At 68.4% G+C, this 20,018-nt stretch carries 20 protein-coding genes; 10 read left to right on the top strand and 10 right to left on the bottom strand.

Going from position 1 to position 20,018, the window contains the following annotated elements; translation table 11 throughout:
- Nucleotides 1-96 precede the first annotated feature (96 nt).
- Nucleotides 97-570 carry a peroxiredoxin gene (locus NXI30_06120; protein MCR9093770.1) on the bottom strand — a complete coding sequence of 158 codons (474 nt, stop codon included), beginning with the start codon at nucleotides 568-570 and terminating at the stop codon, nucleotides 97-99.
- A 155-nt stretch (nucleotides 571-725) separates the two neighbouring features.
- On the opposite strand from NXI30_06120, the gene NXI30_06115 reads away from it, so the two are divergent.
- Together NXI30_06115 and NXI30_06110 are read left to right on the top strand one after the other, a co-directional pair.
- Nucleotides 726-2,330, top strand: a complete 1,605-nt coding sequence (locus tag NXI30_06115; GenBank protein MCR9093769.1) for an AMP-binding protein — start codon at nucleotides 726-728, stop codon at nucleotides 2,328-2,330.
- 212 nt (nucleotides 2,331-2,542) lie between these two features.
- Complete coding sequence (locus NXI30_06110; protein MCR9093768.1) at nucleotides 2,543-3,229, top strand: PEP-CTERM sorting domain-containing protein; 687 nt, start codon at nucleotides 2,543-2,545, stop codon at nucleotides 3,227-3,229.
- Between the two features lie 14 nt (nucleotides 3,230-3,243).
- On the opposite strand, the gene NXI30_06105 is transcribed toward NXI30_06110, so the two are convergent.
- Nucleotides 3,244-4,488, bottom strand: coding sequence for an MFS transporter (locus NXI30_06105; GenBank protein ID MCR9093767.1), 1,245 nt, complete (start codon nucleotides 4,486-4,488; stop codon nucleotides 3,244-3,246).
- A gap of 87 nt (nucleotides 4,489-4,575) precedes the next feature.
- On the opposite strand from NXI30_06105, the gene NXI30_06100 reads away from it, so the two are divergent.
- Nucleotides 4,576-5,508 (top strand): alpha/beta hydrolase, encoded by a 933-nt coding sequence (locus tag NXI30_06100; GenBank protein MCR9093766.1) that lies wholly within the window; start codon nucleotides 4,576-4,578, stop codon nucleotides 5,506-5,508.
- Nucleotides 5,509-5,520: 12 nt separating this feature from the next.
- On the opposite strand, the gene NXI30_06095 is transcribed toward NXI30_06100, so the two are convergent.
- From NXI30_06095 to NXI30_06085, 3 genes are all read right to left on the bottom strand, one after another.
- Nucleotides 5,521-6,558 carry a DUF2889 domain-containing protein gene (locus NXI30_06095; protein MCR9093765.1) on the bottom strand — a complete coding sequence of 346 codons (1,038 nt, stop codon included), beginning with the start codon at nucleotides 6,556-6,558 and terminating at the stop codon, nucleotides 5,521-5,523.
- Nucleotides 6,559-6,586: 28 nt separating this feature from the next.
- On the bottom strand, nucleotides 6,587-7,558 hold the full coding sequence (locus NXI30_06090) for a hypothetical protein (protein MCR9093764.1): 972 nt from the start codon (nucleotides 7,556-7,558) through the stop codon (nucleotides 6,587-6,589).
- 62 nt (nucleotides 7,559-7,620) lie between these two features.
- The gene (locus tag NXI30_06085) at nucleotides 7,621-8,232 is read right to left on the bottom strand and encodes a glutathione S-transferase family protein (GenBank protein ID MCR9093763.1); all 612 of its coding nucleotides are present in this window, start codon (nucleotides 8,230-8,232) and stop codon (nucleotides 7,621-7,623) included.
- Between the two features lie 267 nt (nucleotides 8,233-8,499).
- Between NXI30_06085 and NXI30_06080 the strand changes: the two genes are divergently transcribed.
- Genes NXI30_06080 through meaB form a run of 3 tightly spaced genes read left to right on the top strand, consistent with a single transcriptional unit; the run spans nucleotide 8,500 to nucleotide 11,611 of the window.
- Nucleotides 8,500-10,218: a methylmalonyl-CoA mutase family protein gene (locus NXI30_06080; GenBank protein ID MCR9093762.1), complete on the top strand. Its 1,719-nt coding sequence runs from the start codon at nucleotides 8,500-8,502 to the stop codon at nucleotides 10,216-10,218.
- A 7-nt stretch (nucleotides 10,219-10,225) separates the two neighbouring features.
- On the top strand, nucleotides 10,226-10,663 hold the full coding sequence (locus tag NXI30_06075; GenBank protein MCR9093761.1) for a cobalamin B12-binding domain-containing protein: 438 nt from the start codon (nucleotides 10,226-10,228) through the stop codon (nucleotides 10,661-10,663).
- A 3-nt stretch (nucleotides 10,664-10,666) separates the two neighbouring features.
- A complete protein-coding gene (gene meaB / locus NXI30_06070; protein MCR9093760.1) occupies nucleotides 10,667-11,611 on the top strand; it encodes a methylmalonyl Co-A mutase-associated GTPase MeaB in 945 nt (314 codons plus the stop codon).
- Here the strand turns inward: meaB and NXI30_06065 are convergent.
- Nucleotides 11,575-12,102 carry a VOC family protein gene (locus NXI30_06065; GenBank protein ID MCR9093759.1) on the bottom strand — a complete coding sequence of 176 codons (528 nt, stop codon included), beginning with the start codon at nucleotides 12,100-12,102 and terminating at the stop codon, nucleotides 11,575-11,577. The genes meaB and NXI30_06065 overlap by 37 nt on opposite strands.
- Before the next feature lie 16 nt (nucleotides 12,103-12,118).
- Nucleotides 12,119-12,598, bottom strand: a complete 480-nt coding sequence (locus NXI30_06060) for a nuclear transport factor 2 family protein (protein ID MCR9093758.1) — start codon at nucleotides 12,596-12,598, stop codon at nucleotides 12,119-12,121.
- 139 nt (nucleotides 12,599-12,737) lie between these two features.
- Here NXI30_06060 and NXI30_06055 point away from each other — a divergent pair, with 139 nt between their 5' ends.
- A complete protein-coding gene (locus NXI30_06055; protein ID MCR9093757.1) occupies nucleotides 12,738-13,625 on the top strand; it encodes a GIY-YIG nuclease family protein in 888 nt (295 codons plus the stop codon).
- Here the strand turns inward: NXI30_06055 and NXI30_06050 are convergent.
- Genes NXI30_06050 through NXI30_06040 form a run of 3 tightly spaced genes read right to left on the bottom strand, consistent with a single transcriptional unit; the run spans nucleotide 13,607 to nucleotide 17,234 of the window.
- A complete protein-coding gene (locus tag NXI30_06050; protein ID MCR9093756.1) occupies nucleotides 13,607-14,827 on the bottom strand; it encodes a beta-lactamase family protein in 1,221 nt (406 codons plus the stop codon). The genes NXI30_06055 and NXI30_06050 overlap by 19 nt on opposite strands.
- Complete coding sequence (locus NXI30_06045) at nucleotides 14,824-15,258, bottom strand: VOC family protein (GenBank protein ID MCR9093755.1); 435 nt, start codon at nucleotides 15,256-15,258, stop codon at nucleotides 14,824-14,826. The genes NXI30_06050 and NXI30_06045 overlap by 4 nt, the downstream gene beginning before the upstream one ends.
- Nucleotides 15,259-15,290: 32 nt before the next feature.
- Entirely contained in the window at nucleotides 15,291-17,234 is a 1,944-nt protein-coding gene (locus NXI30_06040; GenBank protein ID MCR9093754.1) for an NAD(P)/FAD-dependent oxidoreductase, read from the bottom strand.
- Between the two features lie 93 nt (nucleotides 17,235-17,327).
- Between NXI30_06040 and NXI30_06035 the strand changes: the two genes are divergently transcribed.
- The 3 genes from NXI30_06035 to NXI30_06025 all read left to right on the top strand — a co-directional run bounded on the left by NXI30_06035 (nucleotide 17,328) and on the right by NXI30_06025 (nucleotide 19,991).
- Entirely contained in the window at nucleotides 17,328-17,750 is a 423-nt protein-coding gene (locus NXI30_06035; GenBank protein ID MCR9093753.1) for a hypothetical protein, read from the top strand.
- A gap of 31 nt (nucleotides 17,751-17,781) precedes the next feature.
- A complete protein-coding gene (locus tag NXI30_06030; protein MCR9093752.1) occupies nucleotides 17,782-18,402 on the top strand; it encodes a TetR/AcrR family transcriptional regulator in 621 nt (206 codons plus the stop codon).
- Between the two features lie 116 nt (nucleotides 18,403-18,518).
- A complete protein-coding gene (locus NXI30_06025; protein ID MCR9093751.1) occupies nucleotides 18,519-19,991 on the top strand; it encodes an MFS transporter in 1,473 nt (490 codons plus the stop codon).
- The last annotated feature ends 27 nt before the right edge of the window (nucleotides 19,992-20,018 follow it).

Raw genomic sequence — 20,018 nt, 5'->3', positions numbered from 1 at the left:
GGATGATTCCCCTCTGTGAGTCTCTAATTGGGAGATTGGGTGTTGGGAGTCCCGACACGCTGCGCGCGCCGGAAAAACGGTCGTCCGCGGCGCGCCCTAGAGCGCGGCGAGAATCGCCTCGGCGGCGCTGACTTCGAACTTCATCGGCTCTTCGACGGCCAGCTTGGTGACCGTGCCGTCGTCGATGATCGCCGCGAAGCGCTGGGCGCGCAGACCGAAGCCGATGCCCGTGCCGTCCATCTCGAGGCCGAGGGCCTTCGTCAGGTCGCCGTTGCCGTCCGCGATCATGCGGACCGCGTCGCCGGCGCCCCGGTCCTTGCCCCAGGCGCCCATCACGAAGGCATCGTTGACGGACAGACAGATGATCTCGTCGACGCCCTTCGCCTTGATCGCGTCGGACTGGGCGATGTAGCCCGGGAGGTGCTGCTCGGAGCAGGTCGGCGTGAAGGCGCCGGGAACGGCGAAGAGCACGACCTTGCGGCCCGAGAAGAGCTCGTCCGTCGTCACGTCGGACATGTCGGTGTTCTTGAGCGTGACGGCGGGAATCTTCTCGCCTTCCTGGATCGGCATCGCTGGAGTCTCCTGATTCGATTTCACGGCCCTCGACCACGTCGGGCAGCGGACGCGTACGCTAGCACCTTCTTTCGCCCCGGGTGATGGCCCGAGACCACTCGGCTATACCCGGAGCGCCCGCGAATCCGCGGCCGAATGGAGTTTCCCGCCCGATGTCCGACACACTCGATCCCGCCCTCGTCGATGCCTTCCAGATGGCGGGCCAGGACATCCCCTGGCTCGTCTCCCATTGGGCCGCGCAGAAGCCCGACCATCCCTTCCTGATCTGGGAGCCGAAGAGCGGCGAAGAACGGCGCTGGAGCTACGCCGAGTTCGAAGCCGCGATCACGCGGATCGGGTCCGGACTCGCGGCGAAGGGCGTCCGCAAGGGCGACAAGGTCCTGATCCACTGCGACAACTGCCCCGAGATGATCCTCGCCTGGTACGCCTGCGCAAAGATCGGCGCGGTCGGCGTCACGACCAATACGCGGAGCGCCGGGCCGGAGATCGAGTACTACGCCTCGCACGTCGGCTGCGTCGGCGCCGTCACGCAGCCCCAGTACGCCGCGGTCGTGGCCGAGCACGCCAAGGACCTCCAGTGGATCGTCGTGACCGACGACGATTCGGGTGAGGCGCCGAGCGCCGGGACCGCGGATCACGGCCACCCGTCCTTCTCGAGCCTCGAAGGCGACGCCGCTGGCTGTCCCCAGCGCGAAGCGGATCCGATGGCGCCGGTCGGCATCATGTACACCTCCGGCACGACCTCTCGTCCGAAGGCCGTCGTCCACACCCACGCCAACGCGATCTGGGCGAGCCGCCAGGGTTCGATCAACATCGACATGGACGGCGAAGGGGTCTACCTGATCTACCTGCCCTTCTTCCACGTGAACGCCCAGAGCTGGTCGACCTGGTCGACCCTCGGCGCCGGCGGGACGATCGTCCTCCAGCCCAAGTTTTCTTCGAGCCGTTTCTGGGAAGTCGTGACGAAGCACGACGTCACCCACATCTCGCTGATTCCCTTCGTCTTCAAGGCCCTCGCCGGCCAGCCGATCCCCGAGCACAAGCTCCGGATCGGCGTCTTCGGCCTGATCATGCCCGCCCTCGAAAGCTGGCTCGGGCTCCGCGTGATGTCGGCCTGGGGCATGACCGAGACCGTCACCCACGCGACGCGGAACGACTGGCACCAGACCTATCCCGAAGGCTCGATGGGCAAGCCCACACCGGGCTACGAGTTCATGATCGTCGACCCCGAGACGGGCAAGCCGTGCATGAACGGCGAGACCGGCGAGCTCTGGGTTCGCGGCCGGCGTGGAATCCAGCTCTTCCTCGAGTACTTCGACAACGACGACGCGAACGCGAAGGCCTTCACCGAGGACGGCTGGTTCAAGACCGGCGACCTGGTCGCCCTCGGCGCCGAAGGCAACTTCTTCTACAAGGAGCGCGACAAGGACGCACTCAAGGTCGGCGGCGAGAACGTGTCGTCGCGCGAGGTCGAGGACTGCATCCGCGCGCTGCCGGGGATCGGGGATCTCGCGGTCGTCGGTCAGAAGCACGAAATGCTCGACCAGGTCGTCGTCGCCTTCGTGATCCGCGGCCCGGATGCCCCCGAGTCCGAGGAAGACCACGCGTCCATGATCATCGACCACTGCGCGGCGAATCTCGCGGACTTCAAGGTCCCGCGGGCCGTCTACTTTCGGGACGCCTTTCCCGTGGCGACGCTGGACAAGGTGGCCAAGAACCAGCTGCGGGAGATCGCGGACGAGCTGGCCGACGGCTGAGGGCATCCCCGCGTCCTCGCCCGCGGGAGCCCACCCGGCTCCTGCGCGACGAATCCGTGCCCGCGGTCGGATCTTCGTATCCGAAAGGAAAAGTGCTTGCATTCGCACGCGGGACCCGTGGTAGGGTGAAAATACCTGGGAAGGTCGAGTGCACGTCTGGCGTGCGCTCTTTCCCGTGGTGTATCGCCGATCCAATCTGCGGGAGATAGAAGATGATGCTGTTCTCGGATCGCCGCTCCTTGCGCGCGCTGATGACCCTGCTCGCGGTCGCTCCTCTGACCTCGACCCTGATCGCGCCGTCCGCGCACGCCGTCCCCTACGGCTTCAGCTGCATCAGCGGCAACTCCGCGACGGATTGTGCGACCGGCGAGGCCCAGCTCTCGGTCGACGTCATGGACATCGGGGGCGGTCAGGTCCTCTTCGACTTCACCAACGCGGGGCCCCTCTCCTCTTCGATCACGGACGTCTACTTCGACGACGGCACGCTCCTCGGGATCGCGGGCCTGATCGACATGGACGACGACGCGCTCGGCTCATTCGGCCATCCGGACGTGGATTTCTCGCAGGGGGCCGCGCCGCCGAACCTGCCCGGCGGAAACTCGATCGGCTTCCAGGTCACCGCCGGCTTCCTCGCCGACTCCGACCCGCCGGTCGCCCCGAACGGCGTGAACCCGGGTGAGATGCTCGGCATCGTGTTCGATCTGCAGCCCGGACGTCCTTTCTCCGACGTGATCGACGATCTGGCGAGCGGTGCGCTGCGGATCGGCATCCACGTCCAGGACTTCGACGGCGGCGGCAGCGAGGGCTTCGTAAACCTGCCCGTGCCGGAACCGGGCACCGCTCTCCTCCTCGGCCTCGGACTCGCAGGCCTCGCCCGCCGTTCGCGGCGAACGGGCTGAGGGGCGGACCCGCGTCAGCCCGATCGGCCCGCGATCGACGACAGCCGGACGGTTGCCAGGCAGAGCGCCGCGGAGATCCCCGTGAGCGTGTAGAGCCCCGGGCCGAACGTGCCGGTCGCGTCGTAGAGCAGCCCGAGTCCCAGCGGACCGAGCACGCCGCCGACCTCGGCCGCTGAGAAGAAGAGTCCGCTCGCTGCGCCCGCCCGCTCCTCACCGATCGAGGGGAGCTCGACGAGGGTCAGGATCAGGACCGTCATGAGCGAGGAACGCACGACGCCCTGGAGCAGCAGCCCAGGCACGAGGGTGATCGCCGTCGTCGTCTGCAAGAGCAGCGACGCGCCGAACGCGGCGAACGAGAGTGCGAAGAGGATCCGGTAGCGGCGGTCCGGGGTGGCGAGCCGTGGGATCAGGAGCGAGCCCGCGATCCCCACCGCGGTCGGGATCGACGCCCAGTAGCCCGCTTCGATCAGGTCGAGCCCGCCCGAACGCAGCAGCGCGGGCAGCCAGTTGTTCAGGCCGTGGTTGAACGAGAAGAGCCCGACCGCCATCGCCAGCAGGAGCGGCACCGCCGGGATCCCGATCAGACTGCGAAGCGTCGCCAGCTGTCCGGGACGCCCCGTCGGCGGCACTGGATCGGCCCTCGTCGCCTCGCCCGCGAGTCCCGCCACCGCCCACCAGAGGAGCGACGCGGCGAGCGCTCCGAGGGCCCAGACCGCGAGCACCGCCCGCCAGCCGCCGAACGCCGGGACGAGGACCGCGTGGGTGAGCGTGAGCGACACGACGCTCCCGATCCCCGGGCCCGTCATGTAGATCCCCATGGCGAGGCCACGCTGGGGGCCGCGAAAGAGACTCGTCACGACCTTGGGCGCGCCGGCGCTCACGATCGGGCCGCCGATCCCGAAGAGCCCGACCGCGAAGAGCAGCTCGCCGTAGCTCGTCGCGAGGCTTCGTCCGTAGGCGGAGGCCGCGATGAAGAGGCCGCCGAGCGCGATCGCGTGGCGAGGGCCGATGCGGTCGAGGAGCAGGCCACACGGGACGGCGGCGAAGATGTAGACCAGCTGCCACGCGCCGAGGATGCTCCCCATCGCGCCGTGCCCGATCCCCAGGTCTTCGACGATCACGGGCACGAGGGGCGCGAGGCTCGTGGCGACGAGACCGAAGCTCGCATAACAGAGCCAGACCCCGGCAAGCACGGCCCATCGAACGGCGCCCTTCTCGTCGGCGGGCGTTCCGGTCGCGGCGGGGGGCTCGGTCTGCATCGACGCCGAAGCGTAGCGGCCGGGCGCCGAGGCGACGGCCCGCTATCGTCGATTCCCGACCGGAACCCGCCACGGAGCCCCACCTTCATGGAACTCGACTACGACCGCCTCGACCCGGAGATCGCCGTGATCCTCCCGGCCCTGCCGGAGGGTCTCGCGAACATCACCCGCGAATCGATCGTCGCGCTCCGCGAGACGATGGCCGCGAACGCACCGCCGCCCCCGCCCACCGACGTCGTGATCACCGAGCGAACGGCCCCCTCCCCGGACGGCGACGTGAAGGTCTACGTCCATCGCCGCCCCTCCGACGAGATCCAGCCCTGCCTGCTGTGGATCCACGGCGGGGGCTACATCCTCGGCTCCGCCCTCGACAATCGCGCGACCTGGATCGCGGAGGCGCTCGACCTGACGGTCGTGTCCGTCGACTATCGACTCGCCCCGGAAGCCCCCTTCCCGGCCGGAACCGAAGACTGCTGGACCGCGCTCAACTGGATCGTCGAGCAGGCCGACGACCTACGGATCGACCTCGACCGCCTGGCGATCGGCGGCGCGAGCGCGGGCGGCGGCATGGCCGCAGGGCTCGCCCTGCTGAACCGGGACCGGGGAGGACCGAAGCTCGCGATGCAGCTGTTGATCTACCCCATGATCGACAACCTGCACGACACGCCCTCCGGTCAGTACACGAACCATCCCGTCTGGAACCGTCGCACCTCGTTCAACGCCTGGGAGATGTACCTCGACGGCGCGCCGGGCAAGGATGCCTCGCCCTATGCGTGTGCCGCCCGGGCGACGAACCTCGAGGGGCTGCCGCCCGCCTACGTCTGCGTCGGCGCCGAGGATCTCTTCCGGGACGAGGACATCGACTACGCGCGGCGCCTGATCGCCGCCGGCGTGCCGTGCGAGCTCTCGGTCTACCCCGGGCTCTTCCACGGGGCCGACGGGTTCCTGCCGACCGCCCGCATCAGCCGCCGGCTCGAGCAGGGCTACCAGGCCGCCCTCGCCCAGGCCCTCGGGCTCTAGACGCTTCCCGAATCAGTCGCCGCCCGGGCCGGTGATCACCTGGATGAGCGGCCCGTCACCGCGGAGCAGGTAGCACGGCCCCGCCCCGGTCAGCGGGGCGCCGGTCTTCTGCGGGCGCGCCACCGGCGAGGGCACGAGCGAATCGGAGAGTCCGGCACCGACCTGCGTCATCCCGGGTGCGAGCGCGAGCAGCGCGGACAGGAGACAGGCCTCCGCGGCGTCGTCTCCGAAGCGCTCGGCGCAGAGCCGTGCCATGCCGCCCCCGAGCGAGGTGTCGACGAACTCCTCGAGGACGTCGTTCCGATCGGTCCAGGGGCCGGCCTCGATCTCCGGCCCGACCCGCGCGCGTTCGGAGCCACGCAGCCCGAGGAGCTGCCAGCCCATCAGATCGACCTGCGCGGCAAGGCGGACCTCGCTGTGCCGCGCCATGGACTCGTTGCCGATCTCGTCGGGGCTCCCGTACTGCGCATCGGACAGCCGCACGCGCAGCTCCGAGCACGTGCCCTCCTCCGGCAGGAAGGCATCGAAGAAGACGGCGCGGCGGGCGATCCGCGCGCCGGAAGGACGCGGCTCGGCGAGGGTCGGCTCGTCCTCCCGGAGCTGGTGCAGTCGCGCGACGGTCGCCGAGAGCTCCTGGAAGAGCGTGTTGACGTGGGAGCACCCGAGCGGTCCGCCGAAATGGCGCTTGAGATCACCCCGGAATCCCGCGCCCAGGCGCGATCCCACGAGTCCTGACAGCCGCTTCATCGGATCCCGGCAGCATTCCCCGTCGCTCGCGTGGTTGGCTTCGTGCATCACGTGGGACTGGTTCCACGAGAGCTCGAGGATCTCGCCGGTCGCGTCGTCCGCACGGCCGAACAGCGTCATGTTGTGGATGATTCCGGGGGTCGCGATCCGCCCGCCGAGCGACATCAGGCCGGCCTTGCGCAGGTCGAGCACGTCGGCGCGGAAATCGAGGACGCCGGGATCGGCGACGCTCAGCGCGATGTCGAGATGGCGGGTGTGCGAAGGATCGATGGGCCAGGCCATCGCGGCGGTCTCGTCGGTCATGGTCGGGTCGGCTCGGGCAGTCTCGGGCTCAGGCGACTTCGTCGTAGATCGTACGCCCGGCGCCGACGGGCCTCGCTTCCGGATAGACCTCCTGGATCGCCGCGACGAAGACCGGATCCTCGAGGCGTTCGAGGTCGAAGCGAATCGATTCCCCGCGCTTCGCGAGATCCTCGTCGAAGACCCGCACGACGTCCTCGATCGAGAGCCGGTCGTCGGCCACCTCCCGGCGGTGGTCCTCGCTCTCGTAGACGTCCGCTTTCCAGAGCACGCTCACCCGATAGTCCGACAGCGGCGCGCGGAAGACCTCTTCGCCCCGATCGGTCACGGCCCAGGTCCGAGGCTCGTCCGGGAGCGGCGCGAGTTCGGCGCGCGGGGTGACGCGACGCGTCCCCGCGTCGAAGGGACCGACCCGCTCGACCTGATGGAACATGCGGTGGTTGTCGCCGAGGATCGCGGTATTCGCCATGTCGCCCACGTGACGATGGGGCTCCGCGTAGGGGCCGTCCGCCCAGTAGCGAAGACCGCCCTCCTCGACGTCGTTCAGCCACCAGATCGCCGTCGACTGGACGATCTCCCAGCGAGCGAAGAGTCCCGACCAGAGCATCGCCCGCAGTAGCCACATCGGCGTGTTCTTCCGCTCGCGCCCTCGGAACTTCGGATTGTCGGTGTGGGCGGGACCGCATTCGGCGAGCCCCGCCATCAGGTTCACGTACACCGAGTGCGGCAGCACGACCTCAGCGTCGTAGTACGACCGGGTCGCCTCGAAATAGCGCTCGCACTGGAGGAAGAGATCCGAGCCCGGCGCGCGGTAGTCCGCGTGGACCCAGTCCTGCTGGAACCACATCGCACTGGTCGCCGCCTCCGGGTCGGCGCCCGGCGCGTACCACCCGCCGAGTGGCGTGTAGGGCGCGTTGTCGGCGAGGAGCGCGTAGACGCGATCCAGGTCGTCGATCACGTCGCGCAGGAGGGCGGGCGGTTCTGCGTAGTGGAGATCGGCCATCTGGACAGGATAAGCCCGCACGGCCCACCCCGCATGCCCTCCCGCAGCCCGGATTCCTGCCGCTACTGCAGGTTGATCGCGGTCTGGAAGTGGGGCCGAGCGGCGATCCGCTCGACGTAGGCCTTCAGGTTCTTCATCTCGTCGGGCACGCAGCCCACGCGATTGCTCATGAAGCACGCGTGGCCGAGCATGACGTCCGCCGCCGAGAAGTCGCCGATCAGGTAGTCCTTGCCCTCGAGCGCGTCGTCGACCGGCGCGAGGGCGCGGGTCAGGAGCTTCTGGGCCTGTGCGAGGGCCGTCGCGTCCCGTCGGTCCGGCGGGAGCAGGATCGTCTGCACGACGATCGTGTTCACCGGCGGCATGACCATGCCCTCGCAGTAGTGGAACCACTGCTGGTACTTCGGCCAGCGCGGGTCGTCGACCGGCGGCTTGAGTCCACCGTTCTCGTAGCGCTCGAGGATGTACTCGACGATCGCGCCGGATTCCCAGAGCAGCAGGTCCCCGTCTTCGAGGACCGGCACTCGGCCGAGGGGGTGCCGCCCGCGATGCTCGTCCGACTTCAGATCCTTCGGGTGGAAGGCCATGTTGTTGATCTCGTACTCGAGGCCGAGCTCTTCGAGGAGCCAGACGATCCGGCCGGCGCGCGAGTTGGGAGCGAAGTGGAGCTTGAGCACCGATGACCCTCCTTGGCGGACGGTCGAGTATACGTCCGGACGAAGGGGCGCGAGAGAGCTCGGCGCCGACGTCCGCGCGCAGGCGATCCCGCATCGAGCCACGCGAGGGCCTCGTCCTGCGACTCTCGCTCGGCGTCGGAAGATCGAGTCGGACGGGCTCCACGGGGACCTTGCCGGAGAACCGAAAAGCCGCGATCTTCCGAGCGCTTACGCGAACCCGGCCGGTGACGCCCGACGGACTTCGCGTCCACCGAAGGAGTTCCCACCATGACCGCAGCGCCGCGCCCGTCACCCGACGAAGACGATCGCCTGGAGGCCGCCGAACGACGCTGGCGGCAGGACGTGCTCGACCCCGCCCTGGCTCGAACGGGCCAGCGTCAGGAGGCGTTTCGCACGCAGCAGCTCCATTGGCCGGTCCAGGACGTCTACACGCCGCGGGATCTCGAAGCGATCGGCTTCGACTACCTGAAGGACCTCGGCTTCCCCGGCGAATTCCCGTACACCCGAGGCACCACGCCGGGCGGCTATCGCCAGGACTTCTGGAAGATGCTCCAGGTCACGGGCTTCGGGACCGCCAAGGACTCCTCGGAGCGCTGGTCGAAGATGCTCGAGCAGGGCCTCAACGGCTTCATCATCGAGTACGACCTCCCGACGACCAACGGCTACGACTCCGACCATCCCCTCGCCGAGGGTGAAGTGGCCCGAGCGGGCACCGCGATCGACACGCTGCCCGACATGGTGCAGGCCCTCGACCTCCCCTGGGACAAGCTCCAGCACCTGAACTCGGTCTGCAATGCGCCTCAGCCGGTGAACCTGGCGATGATCCTGGCCGCCCTCGAAGAGAAGGGGATCGACCCGGCGAGCTTCACGCTCCAGATGTCGAACGCGATCCTGATCGAGTACACGTGCGTCGGCCGCTACATCTATCCGCCGAAGCACGGGCTGCGGATCGCCACGGACTGCATCGAGTACACGATCCGGAACTGCCCGAACTGGATCCCGATCACCGTCGTCTCCGCCCAGATCTACGCCGCCCGCGCGAACCCGGTCCAGGAGCTCGCGTTCGGGTTCTCGATCGCGATGGAATACCTCGACGCGACCCTCGAGCGCGGCTTCGACATCGACGAGGTCGCACCCTACTGGAGCTTCGTGACGGGCCTCGAGATGGACTTCATGGAGGCGGTCTCGAAGCTGCGCGCCTACCGGAAGATCTGGGCCCGCCTGATGAAGGAGCGCTACGGCGCCAGGAAGCCCGAGTCCATGGAGCTGCGTCTGATCAGCTCGCCGGGCACGACCGGCCTGACGCTCCAGCAGCCGCTCAACAACATCGCGCGGCTGGCGATCCAGATGCTCGCCTGCGCCGCGGGAGGCGGCGCCTACGCGATCACGACCCCGCTCCACGACGAGGCCCACGCGCTCCCGACCGAGGAAGCGGTCCGGACCGGGATCGCCGTCCAGCACATCGTCGCCCACGAGACCGGGATCGCCGACACCGTGGACCCCTTCGCCGGCGCCTACATGCTGGAAGTCATGACGAAGCGGATGGAAGACGAGGTCATGGCCGAGATCGAGAAGATCGACGCCATGGGCGGGGCCCTCGCGGCGATCGAGGCCGGCTACTTCCAGAAGGAGCTCGCCCGCTCCCAGCGTGCCCGCTTCAGCGAGATCGAGGACGGCGTCCGGAAGCAGGTGGGCGTCAACCATCTCGTCGATCCCGACGAAGACCGGGCGATCGAGGTCTTCAAGCTGGGCCAGGAGGCCGAGCGAAAGCAGGTCGACCAGCTGACCCGGATCCGGCGGGATCGCGACGAGGAGATGGTCGCCAAGGCCCTGGAACGGGTCCGTGAGGCGGCCATGGGCGACGAGAACCTCGTGCCCCCGATTCTCGACGCGGTGAAGGCGCTCGCGACGCAGGGAGAGATCTGCGACGTGATGCGGGACGTGTTCGGGGTCTACCACCCGGACTCGCTCACGTCGGGGGTCTGAGCGCGCGATGGCGGAACGCAAGATCCGGGTGCTCCTCGCGAAGCTCGGACTCGACAGCCACACGGTCGGCGTGACCGTGATCGCTCAGTCCCTGCGCGACGCCGGGATGGAGGTGATCTACACGGGTCTGCGTCAGACGCCGGACATGGTCGTCCAGGCCGCGCTCCAGGAAGACGTCGACGTGATCGGGATCTCGAGCCTCTCGGGCGCCCAGATGCAGCACATCCCGAAGGTCCTCGACAAGCTCCGCGAGGAGGAGATCGACGACAAGCTCGTCGTCGTCGGCGGCGTGATCCCGGACGAGGACGCCGACTCCCTCCTCGCGAGTGGCGTCGATCGCGTCTTCACGATGGGCGCGAAGACGTCGGAGATCGCCGAGTTCATCCGCGAATGGTGGGACGAGCAGCAGTCGTCCCATGCCTCCGTTTCCTCGGAGGGCGCCTAGCCCATGCCCCGCGATCCGGTCGCGCTCGCCGAGCGCGCCCGCGAGGGCCACACCGCCTCCGGCGCCCGCCTGATCCGCATGCTCGAGGAAGGCGACGAAGGCGCGCTCCTGGGCCTGCGCGCCCTGCTCCCCCACGCCGGCCGCGCCCACGTCCTGGGCATCACCGGTCCGCCGGGCGCAGGCAAGTCGACCCTCGTCGACCGGATCGTCGGCGAGCTCCGACGACGCGAGAAGCGGGTCGGCGTGATCGCGGTCGATCCGTCGAGCCCCTTCTCCGGCGGCGCCATCCTGGGCGATCGGGTCCGGATGAACACCCACGCTACGGATCCGGGCGTCTTCATCCGTTCGATGGCGACGCGCGGGCAGCTCGGCGGTCTCTCGAAGACGGCCTTCGAGGCGACGACGGTCCTCGATGCAATGGGCTTCGACCTCGTCCTGATCGAGACCGTCGGCGTCGGCCAGGACGAGGTCGACGTCGTCGAGCTGGCGCACACGACCGCCGTCGTGAGCATCCCCGGCATGGGCGACGACATCCAGGCCATCAAGGCCGGAATCCTCGAGATCGGCGACGTCTTCATCGTGAACAAGGCCGATCTGCCGCACGCCGATCGGGTCGCCAAGCAGCTCACGGCGATGCTGCATCTTCGCGAGCCGGCAGAGGACGGCTGGGACCCGCCGATCGTGAAGACCGAGGCCGAGCGCGCGAAGGGGATCCCCGAGCTGGTCGACACGATCGAGCGCCACCGGACCCACCTCGAGACGACCGGCGGCCTCGCCCGCAAGACGCGCCGGCGGAGCGAACGCGTCTTCCACGATCTACTGCGAGAGCGGGCGGCGGCTCGGGTCCTGGCGGCGCAGAGCGACGGGGGCGCATCGATCCTCGCGGCCCTCCGCGAAGGCGAGATCGATCCCTACTCCGCCGTGGACGCGCTCATCTCCGAGGGCTGAGGCCGCGGCCAACGCTCGAAGGCGATCTGGATCAGCTCGATCCGGTGGCCGTCGGGATCGAGACAGATCGCGATCCGCGCGAGGCCTCCGGGATCCTCGGCCGGGGCGGAGAGGAACTCGATTCCTGCGGCCCGGAGCCGCGCGACGTCGGTGTCGAGGTCCTGGGACGCGAGACAGATCCGCTCCCAGCCCGAGCCGCCCCCGCTCGCGGGTTCACCCGAGCCGGCACCTTCGTACGAAGTGAGGTCGAGCATCGGAAAGCCGCCGGGCAGACCGAGGATGCAGCCCCTCGCCCGCGTTCCTCTCGCCAGACCGAGCGCGGTCGCACAAGCCTCCGGGATCGCGGCCGGCGGGCCGGCGCGGGTGATGCCCAGGTAGGCGATGCCCGGCATGAACTCCGCGAAGCCCAGCTGCTCGTAGAAGGCGATCGAGCGCTCGAGGTCGCGCACGTTCAGGTTCACGTGGCCCCAGGCCAGCGCCGGCGTGTCCATCGATTCGGCCTCTCCGTTAGTCCGGCATCACCTGGGAGATGTCGTATTTCAGGTGCTCCGACAAGTCGCCCAGGAGCTTGGGGATCATCTTCCGCTCGACGAAGTGCCAGCCGCGGGCCTCGTCCCAGGCGAACCGATCCTCGTAGTAGTTCGTGATGATCGGCTGGAGCGGGAAGTCCGGCGGCAGCGCCTGGAAGACGGTGCACCGCGAACGCACCTCCGCGCTCTTCATGTCGTCCGCGAACTCGAGAATCAGGTTCGACGTCACGTGCTGGGTCATCGGCGTCCCGTCCGCGTGGATCTTCGTCGCGGCCTCGTAGATGGCGCGCACGCCGGCGACGCCCTCTCCCTGGACGTTCCCCTCGGTGTCGATGATCCGCCCGTGCTCGAAGAGCGCGGCCAGACCGTCCAGATCGCCGGCATCGATCCGCTCGGCATAGGTGAACATCAGGTTCTCGATGGCGGTCCGGGCATTCGCGGGGTCGAGCGGGTCCATGGGTCCTCCGAACGGATGCGCTTGAGGGGCGCGGGGGTCTTCGCGGGGCCTTGTCGACGGTACGCGTTCGTTCACGGCGCCGAAACCTCGGAGATGCGTCCTCGATCGTCTACGCTTCGAAGGCCTTCGGGGGGAGGCCATGGGGCTCAAGCGTTTCGATCGCAAATTCGGCCGCGATTTCCTGTCCGAGTCGACGACCGGACCGGCCGTCTATCTGTTCCGGGACGGCGCGGGCGAGGTGCTCTACGTCGGGAAGGCCAAGAACGCGCGCCGGCGACTCGCGCAGTACCGCAACGCCACCCGTCGCAAGGCCCACCGCAAGATGCGCTCGATCGTCCGCGAAGCGGAATCGCTCGAGGTCCGCGGCCAGGCGAGCGAAGCGGAAGCGCTCCTGCTCGAGAACGAGCTGATCCGCACGCTGCGCCCGCCGTTCAACGTCGAGGGCGCCTTCGACTTCCTGTACCCGGCGATCGGCGTCGGGCGCGACGCGGGCCGTCTCGTGCTCTGCTTCACGAGCGATCCCGACGCCTTCGAGGCCCTCGACCTCTCCTGGCACGGCACGTTCCGACCCCGTTGGCGCGCGCGGCAGGCGTTCGACGGCCTCTGCCTCCTCTTCGGCCACCTCGGTCACGCGGAGCCCCGCAGTCGTCTGCCCGCCCTTCCGGATCGCCGGGGCGCTCGCGTCTTCGCGGCACGGCGTGTCCCCCAGGACTTCGTCGAAGGGATCCGCCTCTTTCTCGACGGCGAGGGGGACGCGCTGCTCGGCGAGTTGGCGACGGCGCTCCTCGAAGAGCGCGGCGCCCGCCTCGAGGCCGGCTCGGTCGAGGGCGAGCTTCGTTTCCTGGCCGACTTCTTCCGGTTGGATGCCGCCCGTCTCCGGGACGCACGCCGAGCCGTCGATCGCGACGATCGCTTCGTGCGGGGCCACGAGCGCGATGCGCTCTTCATCCGGAGCCGGCACGCCCTCGATGAGCCGACGGCGTGGTCGACGCGCCCGGAACGCCCGACTCAATCTTCGAGGGACTGAGCGAGCGCCTGCAGATAGTCGATGTAGTCGAGCTTGAAGCGCGGGTCGAAGTTCTTCTGGTCCGCAGCGAGCTTCACGATCACCACCCCGTTCCGCGGGTGGACGTAGACGTTCTGCCCCCAGATCCCGCGCGCCAGGAAGTCCCCGTCCCAGTTTCGCGGCGTCCACCACTGGTACATGTACCCGGACGTGTTGGAGGAGCCCGGATTCTCCCCGGGCATCAGGTGGGGCTGGTTCGGCGTGACCGACGCCTCCGCCCAGCCCTCGGGCAGAACCCGCACGTCGCCGCGTCGTCCGCCGTGGAGGTAGAGCAGCCCGAGCTTGGCGTAGTCCCGGGCGCTCACGGCCAGCCCGCCCATCGCCAGCTCCTGGCCCTCGTGGTCGAGGGTCCACAGGCCCGGCGACTCCATGCCGAGCGGGTTCCAGAGCTCCCGGGTCATGAAGTCCGTGATCGACTCGCCGGTCACGCGTCTCAGCAGGATTCCGAGCAGTTGCGTATTGATGCTCGCGTAGTGGTTGAAGGTTCCCGGCGCCTGCTCCCGCCCCAGCGTGTTGATGTACTCGAGGTACGTCATCGGCGGGACCTGCTGGACCATGCGATTGATGTCGGATTCGGGCGCCGTGTAGCGCTCGTCGAAGCGAACGCCGGAGGACATCTGCAGGACGTGCTCGACGGTCACACCGTCGAAGGTCGGGCTCGTCAGCTCCGGCAGGTATTTGCGGATCGGGTCGTCCAGGCGCTCGATCTTCCTCTGCTCGAGGGCGATCCCGATCAGGGCGGACGTGAAGGACTTCGCGATCGAGAACGAGGTGTGGAGACTGTCGTGCGTGTCGCCGTGGGCGTAGGTCTCGTGGATCACCGCCCCGTCCTTGATCACCAGGAAGGCCGAGGTGTCGGAGAGCGCGATGAATTCGGCGAGCGAGGTCGGCTCGCCGTGAAAGGTCCCCGTGTAGTCGAGGGTGTCGCGGTCGGGCCCGAGGTCCCAGGGGTCGGGCGACGGCGCCATCCTCGAGGTCGGCACGAAGCGGTCCATGTTCCGGAAGTTCTCGAACCGGTCGCCCGCGAACATCGACGTCAGGCCCGAAGCCTCCCCGTCGGCGGGTGTCCCGCCGATCGTGACCCCCTGCGCGCCCACGGCGTCCGCGACGAAGACGCTCAGGACGAGCGCCGCCACACCACACCCGATTCCGCGTCGGCTCATTCTTCTCCTCCCTGCTTCCGGCCGCGCTCCATCAGCGTGACGTGGAATCCGAACCATTGCTCCGGGTCGAGGACGAGCTGCCGGACGGGCGTGCTCGCTTCCTTCTCGCCGCCGGCCGTGCTGTCGTACTCGAAGGCGATCCGGTAGCCGTTCTCGCCGAGCCACCGCCGCGCGTCCTCGAAGTCCTCGATCTCCCAGACGAGGGGCCCGACCTGGCCACCTTCTCGCCCAGCGAAGGGCCCCTTCCCGTCCACGCTCGTCACGAGCTCGACGCTTCCGTCGAAGTCCGTCGACGAGAGGACGGGATGACCCTCGATCGAGATCGGACGCGGGAGCTTCGTCCCGAGGACCGCATTGAACTGCTCCACCGCTTCGTGGATCCGGTCTTCGGGCACGATCATCTCGACCCGGTTGAAGCCGAGCACCTTCATCCGCTTCTCCTCGATCCCGGACGACCCCGGACTCAGTCGATCGTGTAGGCCTCGGGATCGAGATCCCGACACATGTCCCAGTACTCGTCGATCGACCACGGCGAGAGGGTATAGACGCGGCCCTCGGGATTCTTGTAGTGGCTGTGCTGAATCGTGGGATGGGCCCAGACGAGGCTCGAGATCCGCTCGACGAGCTCCTCGAGATAGCGATCGTGGACGTCCTGCCGGACCTCGATCGCCTTCGCGTCCCCGGAGAGGACCCGGTGGATCGCCTGCATCGCGTGCATCGTCTGGTACTCGGCGTGGAAGAAGAGCCCCGCGCTGTGGGCGAGGTTCGTACCCGGCCCGTAGCAGATGAAGAAGTTCGGGAAATTCGGCACGGAAATCCCGAGATAGGCACTCGGCTCATCGCCCCACTGCGCGTGCAGCGAGGCGCCATTCCGCCCCTTCATGTCGAAGGCCGTGAAGTCGTTGTGCTTGAAGCCCGTCGCGAAGCAGATCGCGTCGACCTCGTGGAGACGCCCGTCCGTCGTGCGGATCCCGCCGGGCTCGATTCGCTCGACGGACGTCCGGATCAGCTCGACGTCGTCGCGCCGGAGCGCCTTGAACCAGCTGCCGTCGTCCTGGAGCAGGCGCTTGCCCATCGCCGGATAGTCCGGGGTCACCTTCTCGATCAGGTCGTCGCACCCCTCGAGCTCCCTGTGCATCCACTGGAGCATGAAGTCCCGCCCCATCGCGTTCACCGGATTCACCGAGCGATTCGCCGGATCCTCGTAGTCCGGATCGACCCGGAAGGGCTCGACGCCATTCCCGATCCCCGGGTAGGTCTTGGTGAAACGCAGCCACCGCGCGTAGAACGGGAGGTGTTTCATGCACCAGGCCTCCCCGCTCGGAACCGGGAACTGGTAGAGGGGGTTCTGCATGACCCACTGCGCCGTGCGTTGGAAGATCGACAGCGACTGGACCTCGCCCGCGATCGCAGGCGCGATCTGGAAGCCGCTCGCGCCCGCGCCGAGGAGCGCGAAGCGCAGCCCGCGGTGATCGAAGTCCTCGGGCCAGCGCGCCGAGTGGAAGGCGGGACCTTCGAAGGACGCGAGCCCCTCGATGTCGGGCAGGTTGGGAATGTTGAGCGAGCCACAGCAGGAAATCACGAAGCGCGCGTCCAGCACCTCCGTCGACCCGTCGGCGCCGCGAAGCCCTACGCGCCAACGCCCCGCGTCCTCTTCCCATTCGGCCCCGGTCACCTCGGTCTCGAAGCGCGTGTGGGATCGCAGGTCGTACTTGTCGAGGATGTGCGTGAAGTAGGCGCGCAGCTCCGGGTGCTGGCAGTAGTACTCGCTCCAGTGGTGCCCCGGCTCGAAGGCGTAGCAGTACTGGTGGCTCGGAACGTCGACCCGCGCGCCGGGATAGTGGTTCTCGTACCAGGTTCCGCCGGCGCCCGCGTTCTTCTCGACGATCGTGAAGGGAAGGCCCGCTTGCGCGAGACGAATGCCCATCTGGATCCCCGCCATGCCGGCGCCGATCACGACGACCGGCGACGCGTCGCGGACCGACTCGTCGATCTCCTCGCGCCAGGTGATCGCCGCCGGATCCTTCCCGTCGAACTGCATGTCGAAGAAGAACATGTCGGTCATGCGATCGGAGAGCGGCCGACGCGCGAGGAAGCTCATCATCTCGGCGAGCACCTCGTCGGAGACGGCCTTCGGCTCGCAGCCGCCGCGCTGATACGCGGTGATCACCTCGACGGCGTCCGGCGGGAGTTCGAGCACGTCGTCGCCGCCGGTGAGGCTCGCGGCGTTGGTCGGCGCCGAGGGCGCCGCCCGCTTGCGACCGCGGATCCAGCTCGGGTCGCCGGTCATGTGCACCAACGAGCAGAGGAGCGTCGGCACGCTCGCATCCTCGAGGTGCCTAGCGAGGGTCGCGGCGTCGTCGTCGAAGGGTTCACCGAAATGCGGATTGCGGGAAGGGACCGTCATGTCCGTCAGCGTGCCACAGCGAAGCAGCGGCGCCACGCGTCGTCGGCCGACCCCACTTGGCAAGCTGCGCCGCCTGCCCTATCCGGTGACCCGATGCGAATCCTCGGCCCGATCGGCCTTCTCCCTTTCCTGATCGCCTGCTCGACGATCTCGGTCGAGGCGCCCTCGTGCGCGGCGCTCACGGGCGCCGAGATCGAGGCCCGCTTCGCGGACGTCCTCGATCGCGCTCAGGTGCAGGACGGCGCGAGAGGGAGCGCCGTCAATCTCTGGTGTCGCGACGGGCGTTTCACGTCGCGGTGGGTCCTTGCGGATGGAACCGGCGGAAGTCTCGGGGGACGATGGTGGGTGGAGGGCGACCTCCGCTGTGTGGAGGTCGACGACGGCCTGCCGGACGACGGGGCCCGGCGGCGATGCGTGCCGATCCTTGCCTGCGGCGAGCGGATCACCTCGCTGAACGAGTCCGGGGAGCACCATGGCTGGCACGTCCTCGAACCGGCCCCCTGCCCGCTCGATTGACCCGTCCTTGTCGTCCGACTAGTTTCGAAACATGCCTGCCTCCCACGATCGCGCGCCGAGTCGCGGCGAAGTCACCCGGCAGAAGATCGTCGACGCGGCCGTCGGGGTCTTCGGGGACAAGGGCTTCGACGCCGCCAGCACCCGGGAGATCGCCCGCGAAGCCGGACTCGAGCAGGGACTGCTCACCTACCACTTCAAGAACAAGGACGCGCTCTGGCGGGCTGCAGCGGAAACGGTCTTCGGCAACCTCACCCGGGAGATCGGCCAGCAGCTCGCAGACCGATCCGGCTCCGCGGACGACGAGATCGCCCGCACCGCGCTCCGCAGCTACGTCCGAACCATGGCCGCGCACCCCGAGTTCTTCCGCTTCATCGTCGACCAGGGCCATCGCTTCGACGCGAGGACGCGCTGGCTCGTCGACACGCTGGTCGAGCCGCGCTTCGAGATGATCCGCCGGGCCGGCATCTTCGAGCACGCGGGCTTCCGAGAGGAGGACCTGCCCCACGCGCTCTTCGCCTTGATCGGGGCCGCCACGTTGATCTTCGCGGTGCCGGCGAACTGCAAGCGCCTCACGGGAACGGATCCACGCAAGGCCGCGACGATCGATGCTCACGCGGACTTCGTCGCGGATCTCTTCCTGCGATACCGCTAGCGCGCCCGGACCGCGAGGCCGCGCGATCGCGTTGACACGGGAATTCGGGTCTGTCAGGTTGCCTCGACCCGCTCGGAGCCGCCCCCGGCCTCGCGCGCATGAACGCCGGAGAGTGCGTGCCCGACGCGCTGATCTACACCCCGATCGATCGGAAGCTGCGACCGGCGACGCGGTTCTTCTTCGGCATGGGGCAGGTCGCCGAAGGACTGAAGAACTTCAGCTTCAGCTTCTTCGTCCTCTTCTACTACAACAATGTACTCGGACTCTCGGGCAGCCTGACCGGCCTCGCTCTCGGGATCGCGCTGATCGTCGATGCGATCACCGACCCGCTCATGGGCTCGATCTCGGACAACTTCCGGTCGCGTTGGGGGCGTCGTCACCCCTTCATGGTCGGCGCCGCCGTTCCGCTCGCGCTCTCCTTCTTCGCCCTCTTCGCGCCCCCCACCGACTTGTCGACGACGGGCCACTTCCTGTGGCTCACCACGTTCACGATCCTGACGCGGCTGATGATGACCATCTACCACGTGCCGCACATCTCCCTCGGCGCGGAGCTCACGGCAAACTACGAGGAGCGAACGCACCTCGTCGCCGTTCGTCAGATCTGGGGCTACCTCGGCATCTTCGCGATCGCCGGGATCGGCCTCGGATACTTCTTCGCGGACGAACGCGGTGGTCGGATGAACGGTGAGGCCTACGGGTCGTTCGCCGTCGTGATGAGCGTGGTGATGGTGGCGACGATCCTGCTCTCGGCCTGGTTCACCCGCGACCAGATCCCGCTCCTACCCACCCACCGCGAGAACGGGTCCCTCCGCGCGACGCACCCACTGCGGCGGATGACGAGGGAAGCCGCCGCCGCCTTCGCCAACGCTTCCTTTCGACCGCTCTTCACCGGGGTACTCCTGATCTACGTCCTCGTGGGAACCGAGGCCGCCCTGTCGCTCTACGTATACGAGTTCTTCTGGGAGCTCGACGGTAGCGACATGATGGTCCTACTCGTCTGCTACCCCGTCGGTCTCGTCGGCGGCGCGCTGCTGACGACCCGCTTCCATCGCATGTGGGACAAGGGGCCGACGCTCGTCTTCGGGACGGCCGGCTGGTCCTTCTTCCAGCTCCTCCCGATCATCCTTCGACTGCTGGACCTGTTCCCGGAGAACGGTACGACGGACCTGATCACGAGCCTGGCGGCGCTCCGCCTGCTTCAGGGCCTCGTCGTCCAACAGGCGCTCGCGAGCTTCAGCTCGATGATCGGCGACATCACCGACGAACACGAGCTCGAGACCGGCCGACGGCAGGAGGGCATCTTCTTCGGCGTCGTCGCGTTCTCCGGCAAGGCCGCCTCGGGCGCCGGGAACCTGATCGCCGGGATCGCGCTCGACGTGATCGCCTGGCCGGCCGGACTCGCGGCCCAGGGCGCCGCGGCTTCCATTCCGGCGGAGACGATCCGGAACCTCGGGATCGTCTACGGCCCCTTGGTCGCGGTCTTCGCGATCCTCGCCCCGCTGGCCTACCGCGGGTACAGACTCGATCGTGTCCGCCACCACGAGATCTTGATGGCCCTGGCGGCGCGCACCGAGCGCGTCGATGGCTGAGCTTCGGACGCTGGACGAGAGGAGCGG

It is taken from the genome of bacterium (genome assembly GCA_024742285.1).
In the GTDB taxonomy this organism is placed as follows: domain Bacteria; phylum Myxococcota_A; class UBA9160; order UBA9160; family UBA4427; genus UBA4427.
The sequence above is the reverse complement of the archived record's forward strand: the minus strand, read 5'-3'. Positions and strand labels throughout refer to the sequence as shown.

Coding starts and splice junctions, on each gene's coding strand:
- NXI30_06030 (MCR9093752.1), top strand. CDS start 17,782: ATGCCTGCCTCCCACGATCGCGCGCCGAGTCGCGGCGAAGTCACCCGG.
- NXI30_06110 (MCR9093768.1), top strand. CDS start 2,543: ATGATGCTGTTCTCGGATCGCCGCTCCTTGCGCGCGCTGATGACCCTG.
- NXI30_06090 (MCR9093764.1), bottom strand. CDS start 7,558: ATGGCCGATCTCCACTACGCAGAACCGCCCGCCCTCCTGCGCGACGTG.
- NXI30_06035 (MCR9093753.1), top strand. CDS start 17,328: ATGCGAATCCTCGGCCCGATCGGCCTTCTCCCTTTCCTGATCGCCTGC.
- NXI30_06045 (MCR9093755.1), bottom strand. CDS start 15,258: ATGAAGGTGCTCGGCTTCAACCGGGTCGAGATGATCGTGCCCGAAGAC.
- NXI30_06095 (MCR9093765.1), bottom strand. CDS start 6,558: ATGACCGACGAGACCGCCGCGATGGCCTGGCCCATCGATCCTTCGCAC.
- NXI30_06080 (MCR9093762.1), top strand. CDS start 8,500: ATGACCGCAGCGCCGCGCCCGTCACCCGACGAAGACGATCGCCTGGAG.
- NXI30_06105 (MCR9093767.1), bottom strand. CDS start 4,488: ATGCAGACCGAGCCCCCCGCCGCGACCGGAACGCCCGCCGACGAGAAG.
- NXI30_06050 (MCR9093756.1), bottom strand. CDS start 14,827: ATGAGCCGACGCGGAATCGGGTGTGGTGTGGCGGCGCTCGTCCTGAGC.
- NXI30_06065 (MCR9093759.1), bottom strand. CDS start 12,102: ATGGACACGCCGGCGCTGGCCTGGGGCCACGTGAACCTGAACGTGCGC.
- NXI30_06115 (MCR9093769.1), top strand. CDS start 726: ATGTCCGACACACTCGATCCCGCCCTCGTCGATGCCTTCCAGATGGCG.
- meaB (MCR9093760.1), top strand. CDS start 10,667: ATGCCCCGCGATCCGGTCGCGCTCGCCGAGCGCGCCCGCGAGGGCCAC.
- NXI30_06075 (MCR9093761.1), top strand. CDS start 10,226: ATGGCGGAACGCAAGATCCGGGTGCTCCTCGCGAAGCTCGGACTCGAC.
- NXI30_06040 (MCR9093754.1), bottom strand. CDS start 17,234: ATGACGGTCCCTTCCCGCAATCCGCATTTCGGTGAACCCTTCGACGAC.
- NXI30_06060 (MCR9093758.1), bottom strand. CDS start 12,598: ATGGACCCGCTCGACCCCGCGAATGCCCGGACCGCCATCGAGAACCTG.
- NXI30_06055 (MCR9093757.1), top strand. CDS start 12,738: ATGGGGCTCAAGCGTTTCGATCGCAAATTCGGCCGCGATTTCCTGTCC.
- NXI30_06120 (MCR9093770.1), bottom strand. CDS start 570: ATGCCGATCCAGGAAGGCGAGAAGATTCCCGCCGTCACGCTCAAGAAC.
- NXI30_06100 (MCR9093766.1), top strand. CDS start 4,576: ATGGAACTCGACTACGACCGCCTCGACCCGGAGATCGCCGTGATCCTC.